This window comes from Endozoicomonas sp. ISHI1, assembly GCF_024606225.1.
Taxonomy (GTDB): domain Bacteria; phylum Pseudomonadota; class Gammaproteobacteria; order Pseudomonadales; family Endozoicomonadaceae; genus Endozoicomonas_A.
Genome location: NZ_JAGRPU010000035.1, coordinates 39,953 through 57,376, shown reverse-complemented (window position 1 = coordinate 57,376; position 17,424 = coordinate 39,953). Strand labels below are relative to the sequence as shown.

Here is a 17,424-nt window from a genome sequence, read left to right as displayed (position 1 = left end):
TCCCATTTTCGTAGTGTTACTGGGTCTGTACCAAGTAAACGAGCTGCCTCACCTATCTTCACTAATCTCTTATCCATTCTTGAGATTATATTAGATAGCTTTAGATTATAATAGATTATTGCGAACTTTTTTAACCCGAAGCACTGAAAGGTGTCCTGACGGATATGGTGAGTCAAAGCCCATACAACCCATTGGTCAATACCTTGAGTGTTATGGTTCAAGAAAAACTGGGCGTGCATCGTGTTATTGCTCCACAGGAAAGGAAGTGTGAAACACAAATACATAGGCACGAAGATGGTCGTTTGCAGTTAAAGTTTGTGTTGGCTTTTCCCTCTTATAAGCTAACGACTGAAGAAGGTCATTGTTTTCATATTAAACAGCCAGTATGGATTACCAGTTCAATGGAGATGAAACCGCCAGAATACACCATTGGGAGAAAGTTGGGTGATATCAGAATTGCCTTAGGGAAAGCGGAAGAAAGTAAACACTACAATGGTTAGGAAAGTCTCAGCCCCTTTACAACACCTTCCTTGATAAGGGGCTGAAAAATCGATGGTCAAACATCGCCCCAATAGCTGTCGCCAAAGAAGGAGCTGAGTTTTTTGGTTTCTTGCCTGTCTTCCAGGGCTCTTCGAATCTGCAGTGCACGTTTTGAACCTTTGTTAGGCAGATCGTCTCGAATAATTTCTTCTTCCTGAAGATAATCTTTCTTGAGCTGTGTATCTTTGTTAGCCATGATGGCACCCCTTTGTTTTTTATTCTTTTTTATGATGCTTTCTGACAGTTACGAAGTTATGAAAAATGCTTGAGAAGAACAAGAGAAAAACACGACAAAGTATGTGAGATATATCCTACAAAATAGATTTTTAGCAGAATGGTTGTAAACCACCGTCCAAATGAGAGTTTACGACGATTTTGCTAAAAACCTGTACAATTCCTTAACAGCTCTGGTTTCGGATTGAGCCGCCGGGCTGCATAGTGTTTATCTAGCTGGAAAGAATGCCATCTATGGATGTAACCCCTATCATTGACTCCCTGAACGATGCCCAGCGACAGGCGGTCACAAGCCCTCCGGGTTCACTGCTGGTTCTGGCAGGTGCTGGCAGTGGTAAAACCCGGGTACTCGTGCACCGTATTGCCTGGTTGATTCAGGCTGAAGGCATGTCGCCCTACTCTGTCATGGCGGTGACTTTTACCAATAAGGCGGCCGCAGAAATGCGAAGCCGAATCGAAGAGCTGCTAGGGATTCCTCCGCGAGGCATGTGGGTAGGGACTTTCCATGGACTGGCTCACCGGTTGTTGAGAGCTCACTATAAGGATGCAGGCCTGCCCGAAAACTTTCAGATACTCGACAGCGATGATCAGCTCAGGGTGATAAAACGTCTGATGAAGGCCATGAATCTGGACGAACAGAAGTGGCCCCCCCGGCAGGCCCAGTGGTACATCAATAGTAAGAAAGATGAGGGGCTGAGGCCTGACTACATCGAACCTGGCTATGATCCTTTTGACAGAACCATGCTGGATGTTTATCGGGCTTACCAAGACTACTGTAACCAGACAGGAGTTGTTGATTTTGGTGAGCTGCTCTTACGCTCACATGAACTCTGGCTGAAAAGATCGGATATTCTTCAGCACTATCAAGAGCGATTCCGTTATGTGCTGGTGGACGAGTTTCAGGATACTAACGCCATTCAGTACGCCTGGTTAAGGATATTGACTGGTGATCAGGACAAAATGATGATCGTCGGTGATGACGATCAGTCAATCTATGGCTGGCGTGGTGCCCGTATTGAAAACATACGACAATTCTCAAAAGACTTCCCAAAAGCTGAAACCATTCGTCTTGAACAGAACTACCGCTCTACCAGCAACATCCTTCGTGCTGCCAATGCGGTGATTGCCAATAACCCGGACCGGCTGGGTAAAGAACTTTGGACGAGCGGTAATGAGGGAGAGCCCATCCAGCTTTATGCCGGTTTTAACGAGATGGATGAAGCCCGATTTATTACCGATCGCATTCGTGAGGCTTCTGAACAGGGAATGGCTCGCAGTGGTATGGCGGTACTATACCGCTCCAATGCCCAGTCCCGTATTCTGGAAGAAGCCATGCTCAGGGCTTCCATTCCCTATCGAATTTATGGTGGTCAGCGGTTCTTTGAACGGGCGGAAATCAAGAATGCTATGGCCTATCTGAGACTGGTCAGCTCACCCAATGACGACACCTCCCTGGAAAGGGTCATTAATATACCTACTCGTGGCATTGGTGAAAAAACCGTTGAAAAACTCCGTGAAACAGCCCGTTCACAAGGCCTGAGTTTATGGGGTGCCATCAAAAGTGTTGTTGCGACCAGTGCCATGGGTGGCAAAGCCGGCCATTCTCTGGGTGCGTTTGTTGAGCTGATAGAAAGCCTGGGTATTTCAGGCGATGATCTGGAGCTGGGGGAATTGGCCGACCATGTAATATCCGTCTCTGGTCTGATAGATCATCATCAGAAAGAGAAAGGAGAAAAAGGTCGTGCCAGGGTAGAAAACCTGGAGGAACTGGTCACCGCGTGCAGCGAGTTTGATATTGACGACATCGATCAGGATGAAGAGACAGAGCCCATGTCGCCTTTGGATGCATTTCTGGCCCACGCTGCTCTGGAAGCAGGGGAAAATCAGGCTGACGCGTTCACAGACAGTGTTCAGATGATGACTCTTCACTCAGCCAAGGGGTTGGAGTTTCCTCTGGTTTTTCTCGCCGGTCTGGAAGAAGGTCTGTTCCCTCATAAGATGTCTCTGGAAGAAGGCAATCTGGAGGAAGAAAGACGACTCTGTTATGTCGGGATTACCCGGTCTATGGAAAAGCTCTACCTCACCTACGCAGAGAATCGCAGACTCTACGGGAATGACACCATGAACCGCCCTTCCCGCTTTATTCGGGAAATTCCCGGCGAGTTGCTGCAGGAAGTGCGTTTGGGTGGATCAATCACTCGTCCGGTTTCTGTGCAAAAGTCTGACCATGGATTGGCGTTGGGTCAGCGTGTTCATCACGATGTCTTTGGTGAAGGGGTGGTCCTGAACTATGAGGGTGAAGGCAGTCAGGCTCGGGTTCAGGTGAACTTTGATTCGGAAGGCTCAAAATGGTTAATGATGGCTTACGCTAACCTGAGTCCGCTATAAGTGTGAGAGCATAAAGAACGTGTGAATAAGTCCTTTGGTAGACCAGAATAGCAAGGACTTATTTGCAGGTTTCCGTAGCATAATTCACAATCTGTCGTAGTAATTGCCCAATTTTTGTCTGAAAAACACGTTACAATACTGTAACTCTAATTTTAATGGCGATTCGTTGATGATATTGACATAGGGGTTAAGTTCCAGTGTGACGACTACCGATTTTCCCGCCATTAACTTTTCGTACAATGCCTTTTTTTGCTCTTCAGTATCTGAAGCGGGCATTCGTATAATGATATTTTTTTTACAGTTAGGTGCAGAGATAGGAAAGAATTTTTTAGGCACTAATACTTCAAACTGACCGCCTTGATTAAAACCGTAGTTCTTGTTAACCGTGTATTCGCCAGATTTTAGCTCGTATTGCATATGATAATAGTCAAAGTACTTGCCCGGATTTACTTTGATCAATTCTGCATAGGAGACCGTTGCGAATAGCAGCACAAAAATGATCAAATTTCTGTTCATAGGAACCTTCTTACTCAAACGAATGAAATTGAATCCTGATGTTCCCGGAACAAAAGGCCACAGTCACGAACAACAATAGATGGTTAACTGAAGTTACGCACTTCGCTGTCGTTTGCTACCGTCATCAGTGTTACGTCTGATCGGACATCTATTACCTGTGGTATGAATGCGAAACTACGGTAAATAACGGGCACCCCCATTTTCTGCATAGCTGCCGTCTTCAAACTTGATGCTGGACTCCCCGGGATTATCGCAAAACTGTCGGGTGGAGTGCTGAATCTGCGCAATATCGACTGAAGACAAGCCTATTTCTTCAGAGACTTCTTGTACATAGCTTTCGAGCTTATCACTTTCAATAAGGACGTGACTGTGCCTATCGAATGGAGAGTCTTTTTTGTGGATGCGCGGCTGATGATGAACATCATGATGCCCAATAAATGAGGGCCCATAGGATTCTGTAATATTAAGCCAATCCCCCAACGTTTTCTCACCAAAATAAAAAGTCACTACGGCTTTATGATCCGTAAATTGGGTGATATTGAGGCAATCTACGTTGCACGATTCTTTTTGCTTTGGGAAATAGGAAAAATTTACTTCGTGCCGGGTTACAGAACGACCGGAAAAACTGCTGAGTGATCCTGAAGAGTCATTCTTAGCAAGCGATGTATAGTCAAACGGCTGTGTCGTTTTCGGTATCTCATTATTCGTGAACATAATTTTACCCCTTTACCCCTTTACCCCTTTACCCCTTTACCCCTCTATAGAGGAACAGATATTTTGTCAGTCATTAGTCAGATTTATCGAATGAACGTAAACCTCGTACTTTTGCGACAGCCTCTTTAGGGTGGGGAGGATGTCAATAATCACATTAGCAGTTGCTTGAGATAAGTCATTAACCAGCTGGTTAGTTAATCTTAATTGGAGGAGTGGGCCAGATTTGTGATAGCAGGTTTCAGTTTCCCCGTTCTGCTATACCGTCATGTCTTTAAAAACAACGATGGAAGAAGTACAGACATTCTCTATCCGGTTTATAGCAATCTTGACTGTGATGCCGAGAATATCATGGCGATCTACAGGAAACGGTGGGAAGTCGAGCTCTTCCTTAAAGTGCTGAAATCGAATGCGTCGGTGGTTAAGTCACCGGCGCATGCTATGAGAACTGTCAACTGCGTAACTTCAGTGATTATAACTGAGAAGACTTATGCAAGTCTTAATGATCATCTTGCGTTAAGCAGAATGTCACCATCATTAAAAGGAACAAACTCTCTATCAATAAGACCATAATGTTTCTGGTTGTTTCTTAAATGACGGACAAGTAAGAAAATACCCGCAGCCGCTACAGTGGTTATCACCACCCCTGCGGGGATTCCAATGCCGATCCCTGACCCAATCCCTTCACCGTAAGTTCGCGATGATTTTTTCTGGTCGGTGTCAGGATAAGGAGAGCCCTGTTTAAGGAGATCCTGAGTGATGAATGGTTCATTGGTAGCAGTCGGTAAGTTGAGTTTAATGGTAAGATCTGTTTTTCGGTTTTTAGTATCACCGGGGTAGGAAGTAGGCGTTTGCGTAAATGAGCTTTGGGTCGATGGCTCTGTAAAATCAGGATCGGAGAGATTTGACTCGACAATAAGGTCTGCAGTTAGCGTGTGGAAAGTCTTCAGAGTACGTGTCACTTCTATATCACAGAGATACCGACCAGTATCATTTAAATCTACTCCATGAAGAGTAATAGCGAAGGTATAGTTTCCAAGTCCGGAAAGATCCAGTGAAATATTTCTCGGATTGGAAAGGGTCATCGATGTATTTGCCGGACTGGAAAAATTCAGCGGAACCTGTTTTTCAGCATTTTTATAGGCGGTACTTTCTACCTTGTCTTTCTGCCAATACAGGTAGGTTTCAATACTTCCATTTTTTTGCTGGGGACCAAAGCGGATCGAATCCAGTGAGGGTATTTCATTATCAACAGTGGGATTAAATCTATATTGAAACCTGGCTTCATTGCCCCTGATAACATTAATATTTGGTTGCAATGGTCCATGATGAATGTGTCGTAGTTCAAGAATGCACGAGAACATAACAGGGGGCCAAGAGTCAATACGGAAGCGAGCGCCGTAAAATCCAGCCTCTTCTGGCTGTACATCCTTAAAAAAGATTTTCAGACTAATGCCTTCCGGATCATCTTTAACAGAATAAGCAAACCTTCCGTCATACCCTATTTCCGGAGTCAAACTACCATTTTTTTCTACCTTCATCATAAAAGGATCGATAAAACTATATTCATGACTCCAACCCCCAAACCAAATTTCCTTTTTTTCATCAAAAATGCGTTTTGAGCAAGGGGATTGAACAGCCCTGACAAAAAGAATAACGCTGCCTTGAAAATATTCATGCAACTGTGGCTCAAACTGACAGCTGCCGTCACAACTATTGGCGTCTACCAAGCCGGTATTATGATTACCAGGAAGGTTAATGGTAGATTGGAGAACCAACATGGTTGCCAGATAATTTAGCAAGGAACTCGAGCTTAAATGCGGATAAGCAAGGGCATAAGGTGAAGCAAATAACAGCATAAAAATGAGGGTGTAGTCTGAATATCTCAATTTTTTCTTAAGCATAACATCGCCTTTCATATGTCAATGTGTATTGAAAACGGTTGATTGATCTTTATTGGATAATGAAACCATGGCATTGAGGGTAGTCGAGAATCAGGATCACAGCAGACTTAAGAACTGGCGGGTTGAACAGTTTTCAATAACGTCCTACTATTTCTTCGGCAGGCTCTGCGATCACATAATAAAAACAACAATTAACAGGTAAGCTTAATGAGACGCCGTAACTTTCTTACATTCATCGGACTGGCTGCGACAGTGACATTTCTTTCGGGCTGTGGTGAGCCGGAATTTTCTGCAACATCGACTTCTGCATTGCCAGCCGAGTCAGTTAAACCAACCTACGAATGGAAAATGGTAACCTCCTGGCCGAAAAACTTTCCGGGTCTGGGTATGGGACCAGAACGATTTGCCAAATTAGTTGATGAGATGAGCGCTGGTCGGCTTACGCTAAAGGTATACGGCGGTGGTGAACTGGTTCCCCCTCTGGAGGTGTTCGACGCAGTCTCCAATGGCACAGCCGACATGGGTCACAGCGGTGCTTATTACTGGAAAGGAAAAGAGCCTGCCGCTCAGTTTTTCGCAACGGTTCCTTATGGGTTGAATGCTCAGGAAATCAGCAGCTGGATTCACTACGGTGGCGGTCAGCAACTCTGGGATGACCTTTACAAGCCCTTTAATCTCAAGCCTTTTGCCGGGGGTAACAGCGGGGTTCAAATGGCAGGCTGGTTCAACAGGGAGATTAACTCTCTGGAAGACCTGAAAGGTCTGAAGATGCGCATTCCTGGTATGGGTGGCGAAGTTCTCAAACGTCTGGGCGGGGTGCCTGTCAATTTAGCGGGTGGGGAAATCTTTACCGCACTTCAGACGGGAACCATTGATGCGACTGAGTGGGTAGGTCCTTACAATGATCTGGCATTTGGTCTCTATAAAGCCGCAAAATACTACTACTATCCTGGCTGGCACGAGCCGGGCACAGTGCTTGAGTTCACTGTCAATCTGGATAAATGGAATGCGTTACCGGCCGATTTGCAGGCCATTGTGACCACCGCTGCCCGGGCAGTGAATCAGGATATGATTGATGAATACACTGCCCGCAATAATGCCGCCCTGAAACAGTTGGTTGAAGAGCACGGTGTGCAGCTGAAAAAACTTCCGGATGATGTACTTAAACAGCTAAAGATCATCTCTGAAGAAGTCGTGGCTGAGACTCGTAGCAACAGCGAGCAGGCAAAAAGGATCTATGAATCCTATGATGCATTCCGCAGGCAGTCTGTGGAGTATCACAACATTTCAGAAGTGGCTTACTATCAGGCCAGAGAACTTTGATAGTCAGCCTGATCGGGGTTATTCCCGGTCAGGCACTTGTCGTCAGTTATCCAGACAGGCTATTTCTGAAAAGTTCATGGCTTTCAGAGCAGGCAGCAATGATGTGACCAATTGGTCTGAGCCCGTATAAAGGAAGCGATGTTCCACAGTCCCTTCATAATGGGGCCCTTCAGGATAGGAATAATGCGTCTTCAGCAAAGAGGCGACTCTGCGGGCGATTGCTTCGCCTGAATCAACCCAGGTAACCGGGGCTGGTACGACAGAATCGAGAAGCTCCTGAACCAGTGGGAAATGGGTGCAACCCAAAACAATACAGTCTGGCCAGTTATTACCATTAAACAGTGGTCTAATAATTTTTTTCAAATCATCAAGGTTTATTGATTCACCGCGCATATGTTGTTCAGCAAGGTGCACCAGTTCACTGCTTCCTACCCGAATCACCTCGCAGTCTCCCGCAAACTCATGGATCAGCTGATTGGTATAATCTCTCGCAACGGTTCCCGGTGTGGCCAGAAGACCGATGCAGCGCTTTTGTGAAGTCTGGCTGGCTGGCTTGATCGCTGGCACAACGCCAACAACAGGAATGTCGAGCAACTCGCGGGCTCTGGGCAGAGAAATAGTGCTGGCTGTATTACAGGCAATGATGGCGAGGGCTGGTTGAAAGTTGGCGACCAGCCGCGTCAGGCAATGAAGGGTTCGTTCGACCACATCATTTTCAGGTTTTGGGCCATAGGGAAAACCTTCACTGTCAGAGCAGTAAATCACGGAAAGAAACGGCAGATTCTCTCTGATTTTCTGGTAAATACTGAGACCTCCGACTCCGGAGTCAAAAATGACGATAGGCTTCTGTTGCATAGGATGACAGAGGTACCGGTGCAATAAACATAGACAGCATAGACTAGAGCCTTTACTCCTCTTTGAAAATAGCTGGCTGCTAAATACCTCCTCAGAGGCACCTGCTGAAGGGTGAGAGGGGAGCGAAACTTCCGGGTGGAAAGAAATCCGGATTGGGTATGGCTGTTTTTCATGCGACATGGCAGCCGATATTCGTGGTGCAAATCACTCACTCATGGTGGTAAAAGATTTTTCAGGATACACTCATTCAATAGGTGAGTAAGGAAGCGCAACCGATGAAGATCAATCCATCTTCTACTTCGACTGCCCTGGACTATGGTGAGAATCCAAACAAAAGCTCAGGCGATCAGGGTGAAGGTTCTCAGCAGGGAGGCGATGAATATCAGCCTAAAGTCCCCCAAAACGAGCAGGGGCTCGAATCTGCACGTAATCTGCGATCCCGAAAAGCCTCAAAAAAACGCCAGAAGAAGCGCGGGGCCCGAAAGCTTTCTGAGCGTCGGGCCCGGCAAAAAGACGAAGGTACGGATCATGATGAAGACGAGTCAGAAGTTTAGTTATCATTATTGTTGATCAACAAGTCCCGCTCTGTGGGTGACCTATCTTCCGGAAGCTCTCCTCTGTTTGAAGGATCTGGATCGACGACGGGCTATTCATCATCGTCTGGTATCAAGGGAGCCGTGTCAGAATCGATGACTGTTGTCTCTGTTTCAGGAGATCCCTGATCAGAAGTAACAGGCGCTTCTGGCGACGCTTTCCCAGAGCCATCAGACATGCAGCTGTGGGAATCATCTGGCTGCATCGCATTTGCATTCTCATGATCAACAACACCTTGAATCCCGCCCAGACTGGCGTAAGATTTCAGGAACATCCAGTGGCGTAAGCCTCCACCTGCACTACTTGTAGCCCCGGCGTCAGTGTCAGGAGTTGTGGCGGTTGTCTCAGTTTCAGGAGATCGCTGGGCAGAAGTGACAGGTGGTTCTGGCAAAGCTTCTCTTGAATCATCAGATTTGCCGGTAAGGTTATCCAGTAGCTGCTTAAGACGTCTTATGCCCAGAACTTTAAATGTATCGCCAATAGCAGCTTGAGCGAACATCAGAGCGTACCGCAGCCTCGCAAGTTCTTCCTGTGGCATATTTTTCTCAATCACTCCTGCTGAACGTGCATTAAATGTTGTGCGTACAGGTGCATAAATCACTGTAGACTCTTCCCTTACAGAGAAGATCCAGCCTTGTTGCTCGTAGACTGCACTAACCGTATTTAATAGCAAAGAGATATCATCCATTAAAGAGAGAAAATCATCGTCAGACAGCAAAGAGAGTTCAGTCAGTAACAAGTTAAGATCATCGTCAGACTCGTTTTTGTCTTCTGGAGGCGTTCGGGAATAATCAGTTGCTTTTTCCGGTGGATCATTGTCTTCACCGCCTGAGCCAGCCCCAATACCTCCTCCAATGCCGATATTACCTGCCCGAAAGTCAGTGGCCCCGGCAGGAAGAGTTGCATAGGCAGGCTTTTTCACTTCACCTCCCTCACCGTCTTTTCCATTATCTGCATCCATAGGCTCATCGGAGGAATAAGGATCGCTCACAATGGCCGCTTTGCCATGCCCTGAATAGACCAGCCAGGCGTATTGACTCAGGGGGACACAGTGACTGCTGCCCCTGCAGAAGCTTGTGTCAGGATAAGTGGGAAACAGAGCAGTGTCGGAAAAAATCAAATACTTATCCACATCAGCCTGTTGGAGTGTTCCCCCGGGGAAAGCTTCTTCTCCCTCTATACCGTCAGGATGTTCATTCAGGTGCCGGATCAGGTTGACAATCAGTTGGACGACTTCCGGCATTAATGAAATAGCCGGGACCAGGAATGACTGATAGGGTTCAGAAGTCCCGGAATCGCTGAATTTGGAAATAATGAACGTTTTTCCATGACAAGAAAATCTCAGGGTGTTGTCCTGAGAGTCAAACACCAGCCTTATCTTGTTCAGTCTGAGTATATCCAGATGGTTCAGATAGTCCTGCTCTAATGCAGTGGTTGTTTTGGACGTTGTTTCTGAGCTTTTAAAGTCAGTGAAGAAAACACCGTCATCGGCTTCAGAAATCTCAATAGAGGAATAACCGGCAGTAGCAACATTTAATTGAAGAAATGTTTTTGTTTTACTCAGTGAAGATGCTTCAGGTTGATAAAAGACTGGATCGATCCGTTGTGCTTTAGGAATTTCCAATGCCTGTATAGGTGGAAGATATAAGTCCATGGTTTTGAGTTGGGAGTAATAAGAAGTTGAATATCGAGCCACGTCAGGCCATTGTCCCGCTTCGGTGTAGAGTGACACAAGGAAAGGAACTATCGGAAGAAACCGATACTGCATTTGAATACTCCAATCAGTGGATTTTTGTTTATGAGCACAATGTTTTTAGCAGTAGTTGATTGATATGCAAGAAAATGGATTTTTCTTTTTGAGATGCTGCGATAGCCTTCTCGAGCCGGATAGTTGAGCATTCATTCGCCCTGTGGTCATATAAGCCGGTTATCCAAAGACTGCGGGCTAACGGGAAGTTTCAGGCTATGACGAAATCAGAACACTACGATGTAATGGTGGTTGGCGCAGGCATGGTGGGTGCCGCAATTGCGTGTGCTTTGGGCCTCAAAGGTATTCGGGTGGCGGTTTTTGACCGGGCCTTACCGTCAGCATTCAAACCCGATCAGTTACCGGATCTGAGAGTATCGGCACTGAGCTACGCATCCGGGCAGATTCTGAAAAATCTGGGTGCCTGGCCGTATATGGAAACCATGAGGATGTGCCCTTATCGACGCATGGCTGTGTGGGAGAAACTATACTCCCCGGTCGGCAAAGAGCTGGATAAACGGCCTAATCAAATTATCTTCAACGCGGCAGATATCAGGCATGAACAGTTGGGTTTTATTGTCGAGAACCGTGTCACTCAGCTGGGTCTTTTAAAAAGGCTCGAAGACATAGAATCGGTATCGGTGTTTGCCCCTGCAACCATTGAAAGCATGAATCTCAGAGGTGAAAAGCCTGAAGTCACGCTGCAGGATGGCAATGTATTTACCGCGGATTTGCTTATTGGGGCTGATGGTGCTCAGTCCAGGGTCAGGGAACAGGCCAATATTCGTCTGGACACTCGTGAATATGAGCAACAGTGCCTGGTGGCGACTGTTGAGATTGAAGGGGGCTTACAGGACATTACCTGGCAGGCGTTCACTGCCACGGGACCGGAAGCCTTTCTTCCAATGGCTGATGTTGATGGCAAAAGTTATGCGTCTATTGTCTGGTATAACCTGCCAGAGAATGTCCATAAACTCATGAAACTGCCAGACAGTGAGTTTCTGGAAGAACTTTCAACGACTTTTCCTAAAGAGTTACCACCGTTGATTAAACTGCACGAGAGAGGATCGTTCCCGCTGGCTCGTCGACATGCCATGAACTATTTCGCCAATGGTGTGGTACTTGCGGGCGATGCCGCACACACCATCAACCCTCTTGCGGGTCAGGGTGTCAACCTGGGCTTTCAGGACGTTGCCTGGCTGGCAGAGATACTGACCGATGCTTATCATGCGGGTCGGTCTCTGGGTAGTAAGAAAGTATTGTCGCGTTATGAAAAGGCTCGTCGCAGAGATAATCAACTTATGATGAGTACCATGGACGCTTTCTATCTCGCTTTCAGCAACAGTAATGTGCCTCTGAAGGTTCTGAGAAACCTTGCATTGGGTATTGCCGGGAAATCAAGGCCAGCTGTTAAGGAAGTCATGAAATACGCTATGGGCATTTCTGGTCGACAAGCTGAATTAGCAAAATCGTCGTAAACTTTTGATCGGGCGGGTAGATGTTACACAAAAGGCCTGAAAAAAGCAGGCCCTGGTGTGTTTATGTACTTTTGCCACTTCTATCACTGTTTTAGACGACCTCTTTTGGAAAGCTCTGCCACCGGACTGGAGGCCAGCGTGGCCACCAGATCTTTGGCGAAATACTCTCTGACTTCGCCATTGTCCATCAGTACTTTGATTCGACCATTTCGCAGGCATTGATATAATCGCCCCTGCTCGCAGGTGATTCGATCTTTAACTATCAGATTTCCGGCCATCTTCCTAACCTTGTTACTCAACTATCTGCACGAAGTTCCCTGTCATGAAACTTGCCGTCACAGCCCTTTGAATGTTTCTCATCTTCGTCATCTATTCCTATGAGGCTGTTGCACCCTGCGGATCAGGCAGTGGAACCTCAGGAACCCATATTATCGGGCCTTAGTCCTGACTCTTTAGTGACAGTTTTACGACAGATAAATTAATTGAAAAGTCCGAACCAACACGCCGATAAGAACGTTAATGAAGTCAGTGTTCGGAATGCTTATGAGTTTTCAATCAGGCATGTTAAGCCGGCTTTTTCTGCCCTCTATCATCGTAATGCTGATCTACGGTTTCTGGGTCAGCCCAGAGTTTCGTGAGATAGCGGCCGGTGTTGCTATTTTTTTGTTTGGCATGGTTTATCTGGAGCAGGGCTTCAAGGTTTATACCGGGGGGCTTCTTGAAGCCCTGCTGAAGAAAACTACCGACAAGGTCTGGAAAAGCCTGTCCTTTGGCGTAATTTCCACCGCTTTTCTGCAATCCAGCTCTCTGGTTTCGGTTATCGTCATTTCCTTTCTCAGTGCCGGTCTGATAGGGCTGACGGCAGGCATCGGGATTATTTTTGGTGCCAACCTCGGCAGTACAGCCGGTGCCTGGTTGGTGGCTCTCTTCGGCTTGAAGGTTAAATTGTCAGCCTATGCCATGCCTCTGTTGGTGATAGGACTGCTCCTGAAATCCAACAAACACAAGAATATTAATGGATTAGGCTACATTCTTCTTGGCATAGGCTTTCTGTTCCTGGGTATCCACTACATGAAGGTGGGCTTTGATGCCTTCAAAAGCTCCATTGATCTGGCTGAATTTGCCATGCGGGGCTTTTTTGGGGTGCTGGTGTATACCGGGTTAGGTATGCTGGCCACCATCATTATGCAGTCAACCAACGCAACAATGGTTTTGACATTCTCGGCTCTTGCTGCGGGCCAGCTCAGCTACGAGAATGCTCTGGCTCTGGCCATCGGCTCAAATATTGGCACCACCATCACAGCCATCCTTGGAGCCATCAGTGCCAATGCAGAAGGGAAAAGACTGGCTGTTGCTCACCTTGCTTTTAATGTCGTCACTGCAATCATTGCTATTGCTGCTCTCGAACCTCTGATGGGGACAGTGGACTATCTGGCTTCCGTTTATGGTATCGCAGCGAATAACTACACCCTGAAGCTGGCCATCTTTCATAGCCTGTTCAACATCATTGGTATTATGGTCCTTTTACCATTCCTCAATAAAATGGTGCATTGGCTGCAGAAGCTCTTTATTGATAACACACCACAGGTTCCGTTGAATCTTGCAGAAGATGAATCTCCGAAGGTAAATAGAGCTATTTATCTGAACCCGGTCACACTCAGTTATCCCGACACCGCATTGAGAGCGATTACCAAGGAATGTGGGCATCTCTATCGCAATACTCTGGAGTTGATCTGTTATGGCATTTATCTCAGTGGTGAAAAGCTTCGTGAGTCCGACAACCTTGAAGAGTTGGTTCAGAGCTGGCGCAGGGATGATCAGCCCTGGACGATCAAGGAGCTTTATATTCGGCACATAAAAGGTATCTACGCAGATATTGTCCAGTACTCTGGCGCCCTGGAGGGCAAACTCCCCAGGCAACAAGCCCAGGAGCTGTTCGCCCTGAAGGTGGCCTGTCGTGACTTTGTTCAGGCCATCAAGCACGTAAAGCATATCTATAAGAATATGGGCAAATACACCAAGTCGGAAAACGAGCAGATTCGGGAACAGTACAATCAACTTAGGCTTTGCCTGGCTTCTGTTCTGAAACTGGTTGACATTTTGGGCGTTCGACGCAGCTACAGCCATATCCGCGAACACGCAGACCAACTGAAGCAAGAACTCAGAGAACGAGACAGTCAAACCAACGAGACTCTGAACGAACTGATTCGCTCAGGACAGGTCGACCCATTTATCGCCAGCTCGCTATTGAATGACAGCGCTCACGTTCACGATGCCTGTACCAACCTGATTGATGGCGCCGTTATCATGCTTACAAGGGACAAGGAAGAGTATCAGGAGTTTGATATGTCTTCGGACCAGTCCCCTGGTCAATCAGTTAACACTTAATTTGAAGCCGACTTTATTCAGATACATTTTTTCTCGCTCAAAGTCGGCTGCCGTCAGGGGGTGATCTTTTAGCCAACCTGATTCAAAGCCAACACTTAAAGCACGGTTGCCTGCTTTTAAGTCATAATGGGAGAATGTGCTGCTTCGTATATGATTAAGCACAATCCCCATACGCAGGAGGACTGTCAGCTTTAACAGCAGATTGCTGTCTGAATGTTCAAGCAAGCCTTTCGGAATCGTCCTTCGATGCGCGTGTACCAAAAGAGCCAGCTTTCTCTGCTGCTCTTTATTGAAACCCATCAGATCCGAGTGCTGGATCAGATAAGCGCCATGACGGTTGTATTGTGAATGTGAAATATCCAGACCCACTTCGCAAACCAGTGAAGCCCAGTTCAGAAGCTCCCGATCAGAAGCCTCCAGCCTCCAACTCTGGCTGACTTGGTCAAAACAGGTCAGTGCGTAACGATTTATGCCCTCGGCATTGGTGAGGTCAACATGATAGCGTTTCATCAATGCTGATAGGGTTCGGCCCCTGACATCTTCATGGCGATCCCGTCCTAACATGTCATAAAGAACGCCCTCCCGAAGAGCACCCTCGGAGTATTGCATCCTTTCTATCTCAAAGGCGTCAAAACATGCCATTAAAATCGCCAGCCCGGCAGGGAAGATAGCCTGACGATCCGGTTTCAGGCTGGGGAAGCGCACTCTGCCAGTATGAGAGAATTCCAGAACCTGACTTTTGAGCATGTTCATTTTTGTCCGGGTAATGATTTCACCATGACCCATGGCTGAGAGAATCGAACTCACTGCCCGGATAGAGCCAGAGGAGCCCACAGCATCCACCCAGCCAAGGTTCTTGTAGGCTTGTTCAATGTTCAGAAGTTCCAGGCGGGCCGCATAATAAGCTGACTGAAAGCGTTCAGAGGATAGCTCTCCGCCTGGAAAAAAACGATCGGTATAAGCGACACAACCCATATGAAGACTTTCAAGCAGCCTGGGTTCGAAACGCTCGCCCACAATCAGCTCGGTACTGCCACCACCAATATCCACTACGACCCGACGATCGTTGTCGTCTGATTGAGTCTGAGCCACGCCCAGATAGATCAGGCGGGCTTCTTCCCGACCGGCAATAATTTCAATAGGATGGTTGAGGATTTTTTCAGCATTTTCGACAAATTCGCCGCTGTTCTTCGCTTTTCTAAGAGCATTGGTGCCCACCACCCGGAGTGCCTGAAAGTGCCTTCCGGACATATACTGGGCAAACTGTGCCAGGCAATTCAATCCTCTGGCCATGGCCTGTTCAGAGAGACGGTCATCCTTACTCAGACCAGCAGCCAGTTGCACTTTTTCTCCAAGCCGTTCAATCGGCCTGATTTCCCCCTGTTCCACCTTGGCGACAATCATGTGAAAGCTGTTGGAACCCAGATCAATAGCTGCCACAAGGGGCTGGCTGTTGGACTCAATACGACCCTGGTCTGTCATAATGTTCTTCTTCGACACTCCCGCACAGTCCGGCTTTTTTCACCTGGAATCCAGTGAGCTGACGGTTGGTTGAATAATCAGGCCATGACCAGACAATCAGTTTTTGTCATGCCAATCATGGCGCTGGCTACATAAATCAGCAATATAACAGAAGGCTGTGGTTACAGCACATTTACTGTTAGCCTGTCAGTACTGTAAACCAGACAGCTTCTCCTTCAAGCCTTCGATTACCTGTTTTGGCAGATATTTCGTGACAGGAAAAAAACTGTTTTCAATCTTCCGGTGATGAAGAATATACATCCCATGAGTCATAAATTTACGGGCAGCAAAATCTGATTCAGGCTGACAGCCGTATACAAACAGACATAACTCTGTAAACTACCCCTCCAAAAATTAAATCGGAGTAACGAATTTGTTTCGGGGATCATCCCTTTGCTATGATTCGTGCTCTGACATTAAGCAAAATGGCTAGGAGATCCATTCCATGAGCGAAATTGTCAATGTGACAGACGCTACCTTCGAAGAGGACGTGCTGAAGGCAGAAGGACCTGTACTGGTCGACTACTGGGCTGAATGGTGTGGGCCCTGCAAAATGATCGCACCCGTGCTGGACGAAATCGCACAGGACTACGATGGCAAGTTGAAAATCTGTAAACTGAACATTGATGACAACGAAGCCACACCTCCAAAGTATGGCGTGCGCGGCATTCCGACGCTGATGCTGTTTAAAGGCGGCAATGTCGAAGCGACCAAGGTTGGAGCCCTGTCCAAGTCTCAGCTGACAGCATTTCTTGACAGCAACCTGTAGCAGGATTGACCTTTCTGCTTCAGAAGCGTCAGAGACTTTCCGGGACTCTGGCTTAAAAGATTTCCGGAAAAGCCAGCGGGATGGTGAAAATCATCTCGCTGGTTTCATAGCACCGGGTGTTATCTCCTGCACAGATAGTCTTTTGTCCAACCATCATCCTCAGAATGAGGCTCATGGAAATCAAAAAAAATCAGGTTTGTAATAGCTTTTTTTATGCTTGCTCCAACGGGAAATATTTCTCAACAAAAAGCTTCTGAAAAGTTGACTCGGCAGGAGTTCTTGATTATTTTCCAGAAAAGGATATAGACTGTGAATTCAGGAGTTATCAGATCTGCTTGTTTCAGGTATGACTGTTGAGTGTGTTTCTGGAGGCTTGGCGGCCCTTCTGATAAGCAGTAGAGAATACTCCGGCCACGTTTGTTTCGAGCTAGCCTTCCAGATTTACAGGTTTAAGCT

At 46.8% G+C, this 17,424-nt stretch carries 15 protein-coding genes; 7 read left to right on the top strand and 8 right to left on the bottom strand.

The genetic code is table 11. The features are described from left to right. The first annotated feature begins 164 nt into the window (after positions 1 to 164). Positions 165 to 500, top strand: a complete 336-nt coding sequence (locus KBW69_RS18795; RefSeq protein WP_257281857.1) for a hypothetical protein — start codon at positions 165 to 167, stop codon at positions 498 to 500. A gap of 56 nt (positions 501 to 556) precedes the next feature. Here KBW69_RS18795 and KBW69_RS18790 read toward each other — a convergent pair whose 3' ends face one another. Next, positions 557 to 736, bottom strand: coding sequence for a hypothetical protein (locus tag KBW69_RS18790; RefSeq protein ID WP_257281856.1), 180 nt, complete (start codon positions 734 to 736; stop codon positions 557 to 559). Between the two features lie 272 nt (positions 737 to 1,008). On the opposite strand from KBW69_RS18790, the gene uvrD reads away from it, so the two are divergent. Continuing rightward, positions 1,009 to 3,162, top strand: a complete 2,154-nt coding sequence (gene uvrD, locus KBW69_RS18785; protein WP_257281854.1) for a DNA helicase II — start codon at positions 1,009 to 1,011, stop codon at positions 3,160 to 3,162. An 84-nt stretch (positions 3,163 to 3,246) separates the two neighbouring features. Here uvrD and KBW69_RS18780 read toward each other — a convergent pair whose 3' ends face one another. The 3 genes from KBW69_RS18780 to KBW69_RS18770 form a co-directional block, all read right to left on the bottom strand. Further along, positions 3,247 to 3,678, bottom strand: a complete 432-nt coding sequence (locus tag KBW69_RS18780; protein WP_257281853.1) for a hypothetical protein — start codon at positions 3,676 to 3,678, stop codon at positions 3,247 to 3,249. Positions 3,679 to 3,852: 174 nt separating this feature from the next. Continuing rightward, positions 3,853 to 4,392, bottom strand: coding sequence for a hypothetical protein (locus tag KBW69_RS18775; protein WP_257281852.1), 540 nt, complete (start codon positions 4,390 to 4,392; stop codon positions 3,853 to 3,855). Between the two features lie 503 nt (positions 4,393 to 4,895). Further along, positions 4,896 to 6,293, bottom strand: coding sequence for a hypothetical protein (locus KBW69_RS18770; RefSeq protein ID WP_257281851.1), 1,398 nt, complete (start codon positions 6,291 to 6,293; stop codon positions 4,896 to 4,898). 207 nt (positions 6,294 to 6,500) lie between these two features. On the opposite strand from KBW69_RS18770, the gene KBW69_RS18765 reads away from it, so the two are divergent. Next, the gene (locus KBW69_RS18765; protein WP_257281850.1) at positions 6,501 to 7,616 is read left to right on the top strand and encodes a TRAP transporter substrate-binding protein; all 1,116 of its coding nucleotides are present in this window, start codon (positions 6,501 to 6,503) and stop codon (positions 7,614 to 7,616) included. A gap of 42 nt (positions 7,617 to 7,658) precedes the next feature. Here the strand turns inward: KBW69_RS18765 and murI are convergent, their stop codons facing one another. Then, on the bottom strand, positions 7,659 to 8,471 hold the full coding sequence (gene murI, locus KBW69_RS18760) for a glutamate racemase (RefSeq protein ID WP_257276221.1): 813 nt from the start codon (positions 8,469 to 8,471) through the stop codon (positions 7,659 to 7,661). 275 nt (positions 8,472 to 8,746) lie between these two features. Between murI and KBW69_RS18755 the strand changes: the two genes are divergently transcribed. Then, entirely contained in the window at positions 8,747 to 9,025 is a 279-nt protein-coding gene (locus KBW69_RS18755; RefSeq protein WP_257276220.1) for a hypothetical protein, read from the top strand. A gap of 92 nt (positions 9,026 to 9,117) precedes the next feature. On the opposite strand, the gene KBW69_RS18750 is transcribed toward KBW69_RS18755, so the two are convergent. Next, positions 9,118 to 10,833 (bottom strand): hypothetical protein, encoded by a 1,716-nt coding sequence (locus KBW69_RS18750; protein WP_257276219.1) that lies wholly within the window; start codon positions 10,831 to 10,833, stop codon positions 9,118 to 9,120. A gap of 197 nt (positions 10,834 to 11,030) precedes the next feature. Between KBW69_RS18750 and KBW69_RS18745 the strand changes: the two genes are divergently transcribed. Next, the gene (locus KBW69_RS18745; protein WP_257281849.1) at positions 11,031 to 12,290 is read left to right on the top strand and encodes an FAD-dependent monooxygenase; all 1,260 of its coding nucleotides are present in this window, start codon (positions 11,031 to 11,033) and stop codon (positions 12,288 to 12,290) included. Positions 12,291 to 12,373: 83 nt separating this feature from the next. On the opposite strand, the gene KBW69_RS18740 is transcribed toward KBW69_RS18745, so the two are convergent. Beyond that, positions 12,374 to 12,568, bottom strand: coding sequence for a hypothetical protein (locus KBW69_RS18740; protein WP_257276224.1), 195 nt, complete (start codon positions 12,566 to 12,568; stop codon positions 12,374 to 12,376). 259 nt (positions 12,569 to 12,827) lie between these two features. On the opposite strand from KBW69_RS18740, the gene KBW69_RS18735 reads away from it, so the two are divergent. Beyond that, positions 12,828 to 14,678 carry a Na/Pi cotransporter family protein gene (locus tag KBW69_RS18735; RefSeq protein WP_257281848.1) on the top strand — a complete coding sequence of 617 codons (1,851 nt, stop codon included), beginning with the start codon at positions 12,828 to 12,830 and terminating at the stop codon, positions 14,676 to 14,678. On the opposite strand, the gene ppx is transcribed toward KBW69_RS18735, so the two are convergent. Further along, positions 14,664 to 16,160, bottom strand: coding sequence for an exopolyphosphatase (gene ppx / locus KBW69_RS18730; RefSeq protein WP_257281847.1), 1,497 nt, complete (start codon positions 16,158 to 16,160; stop codon positions 14,664 to 14,666). The two genes, KBW69_RS18735 and ppx, sit on opposite strands and share 15 nt — an antisense overlap. A 484-nt stretch (positions 16,161 to 16,644) precedes the next feature. On the opposite strand from ppx, the gene trxA reads away from it, so the two are divergent. After that, entirely contained in the window at positions 16,645 to 16,968 is a 324-nt protein-coding gene (gene trxA / locus KBW69_RS18725; RefSeq protein WP_062264585.1) for a thioredoxin TrxA, read from the top strand. Positions 16,969 to 17,424 lie beyond the last annotated feature (456 nt).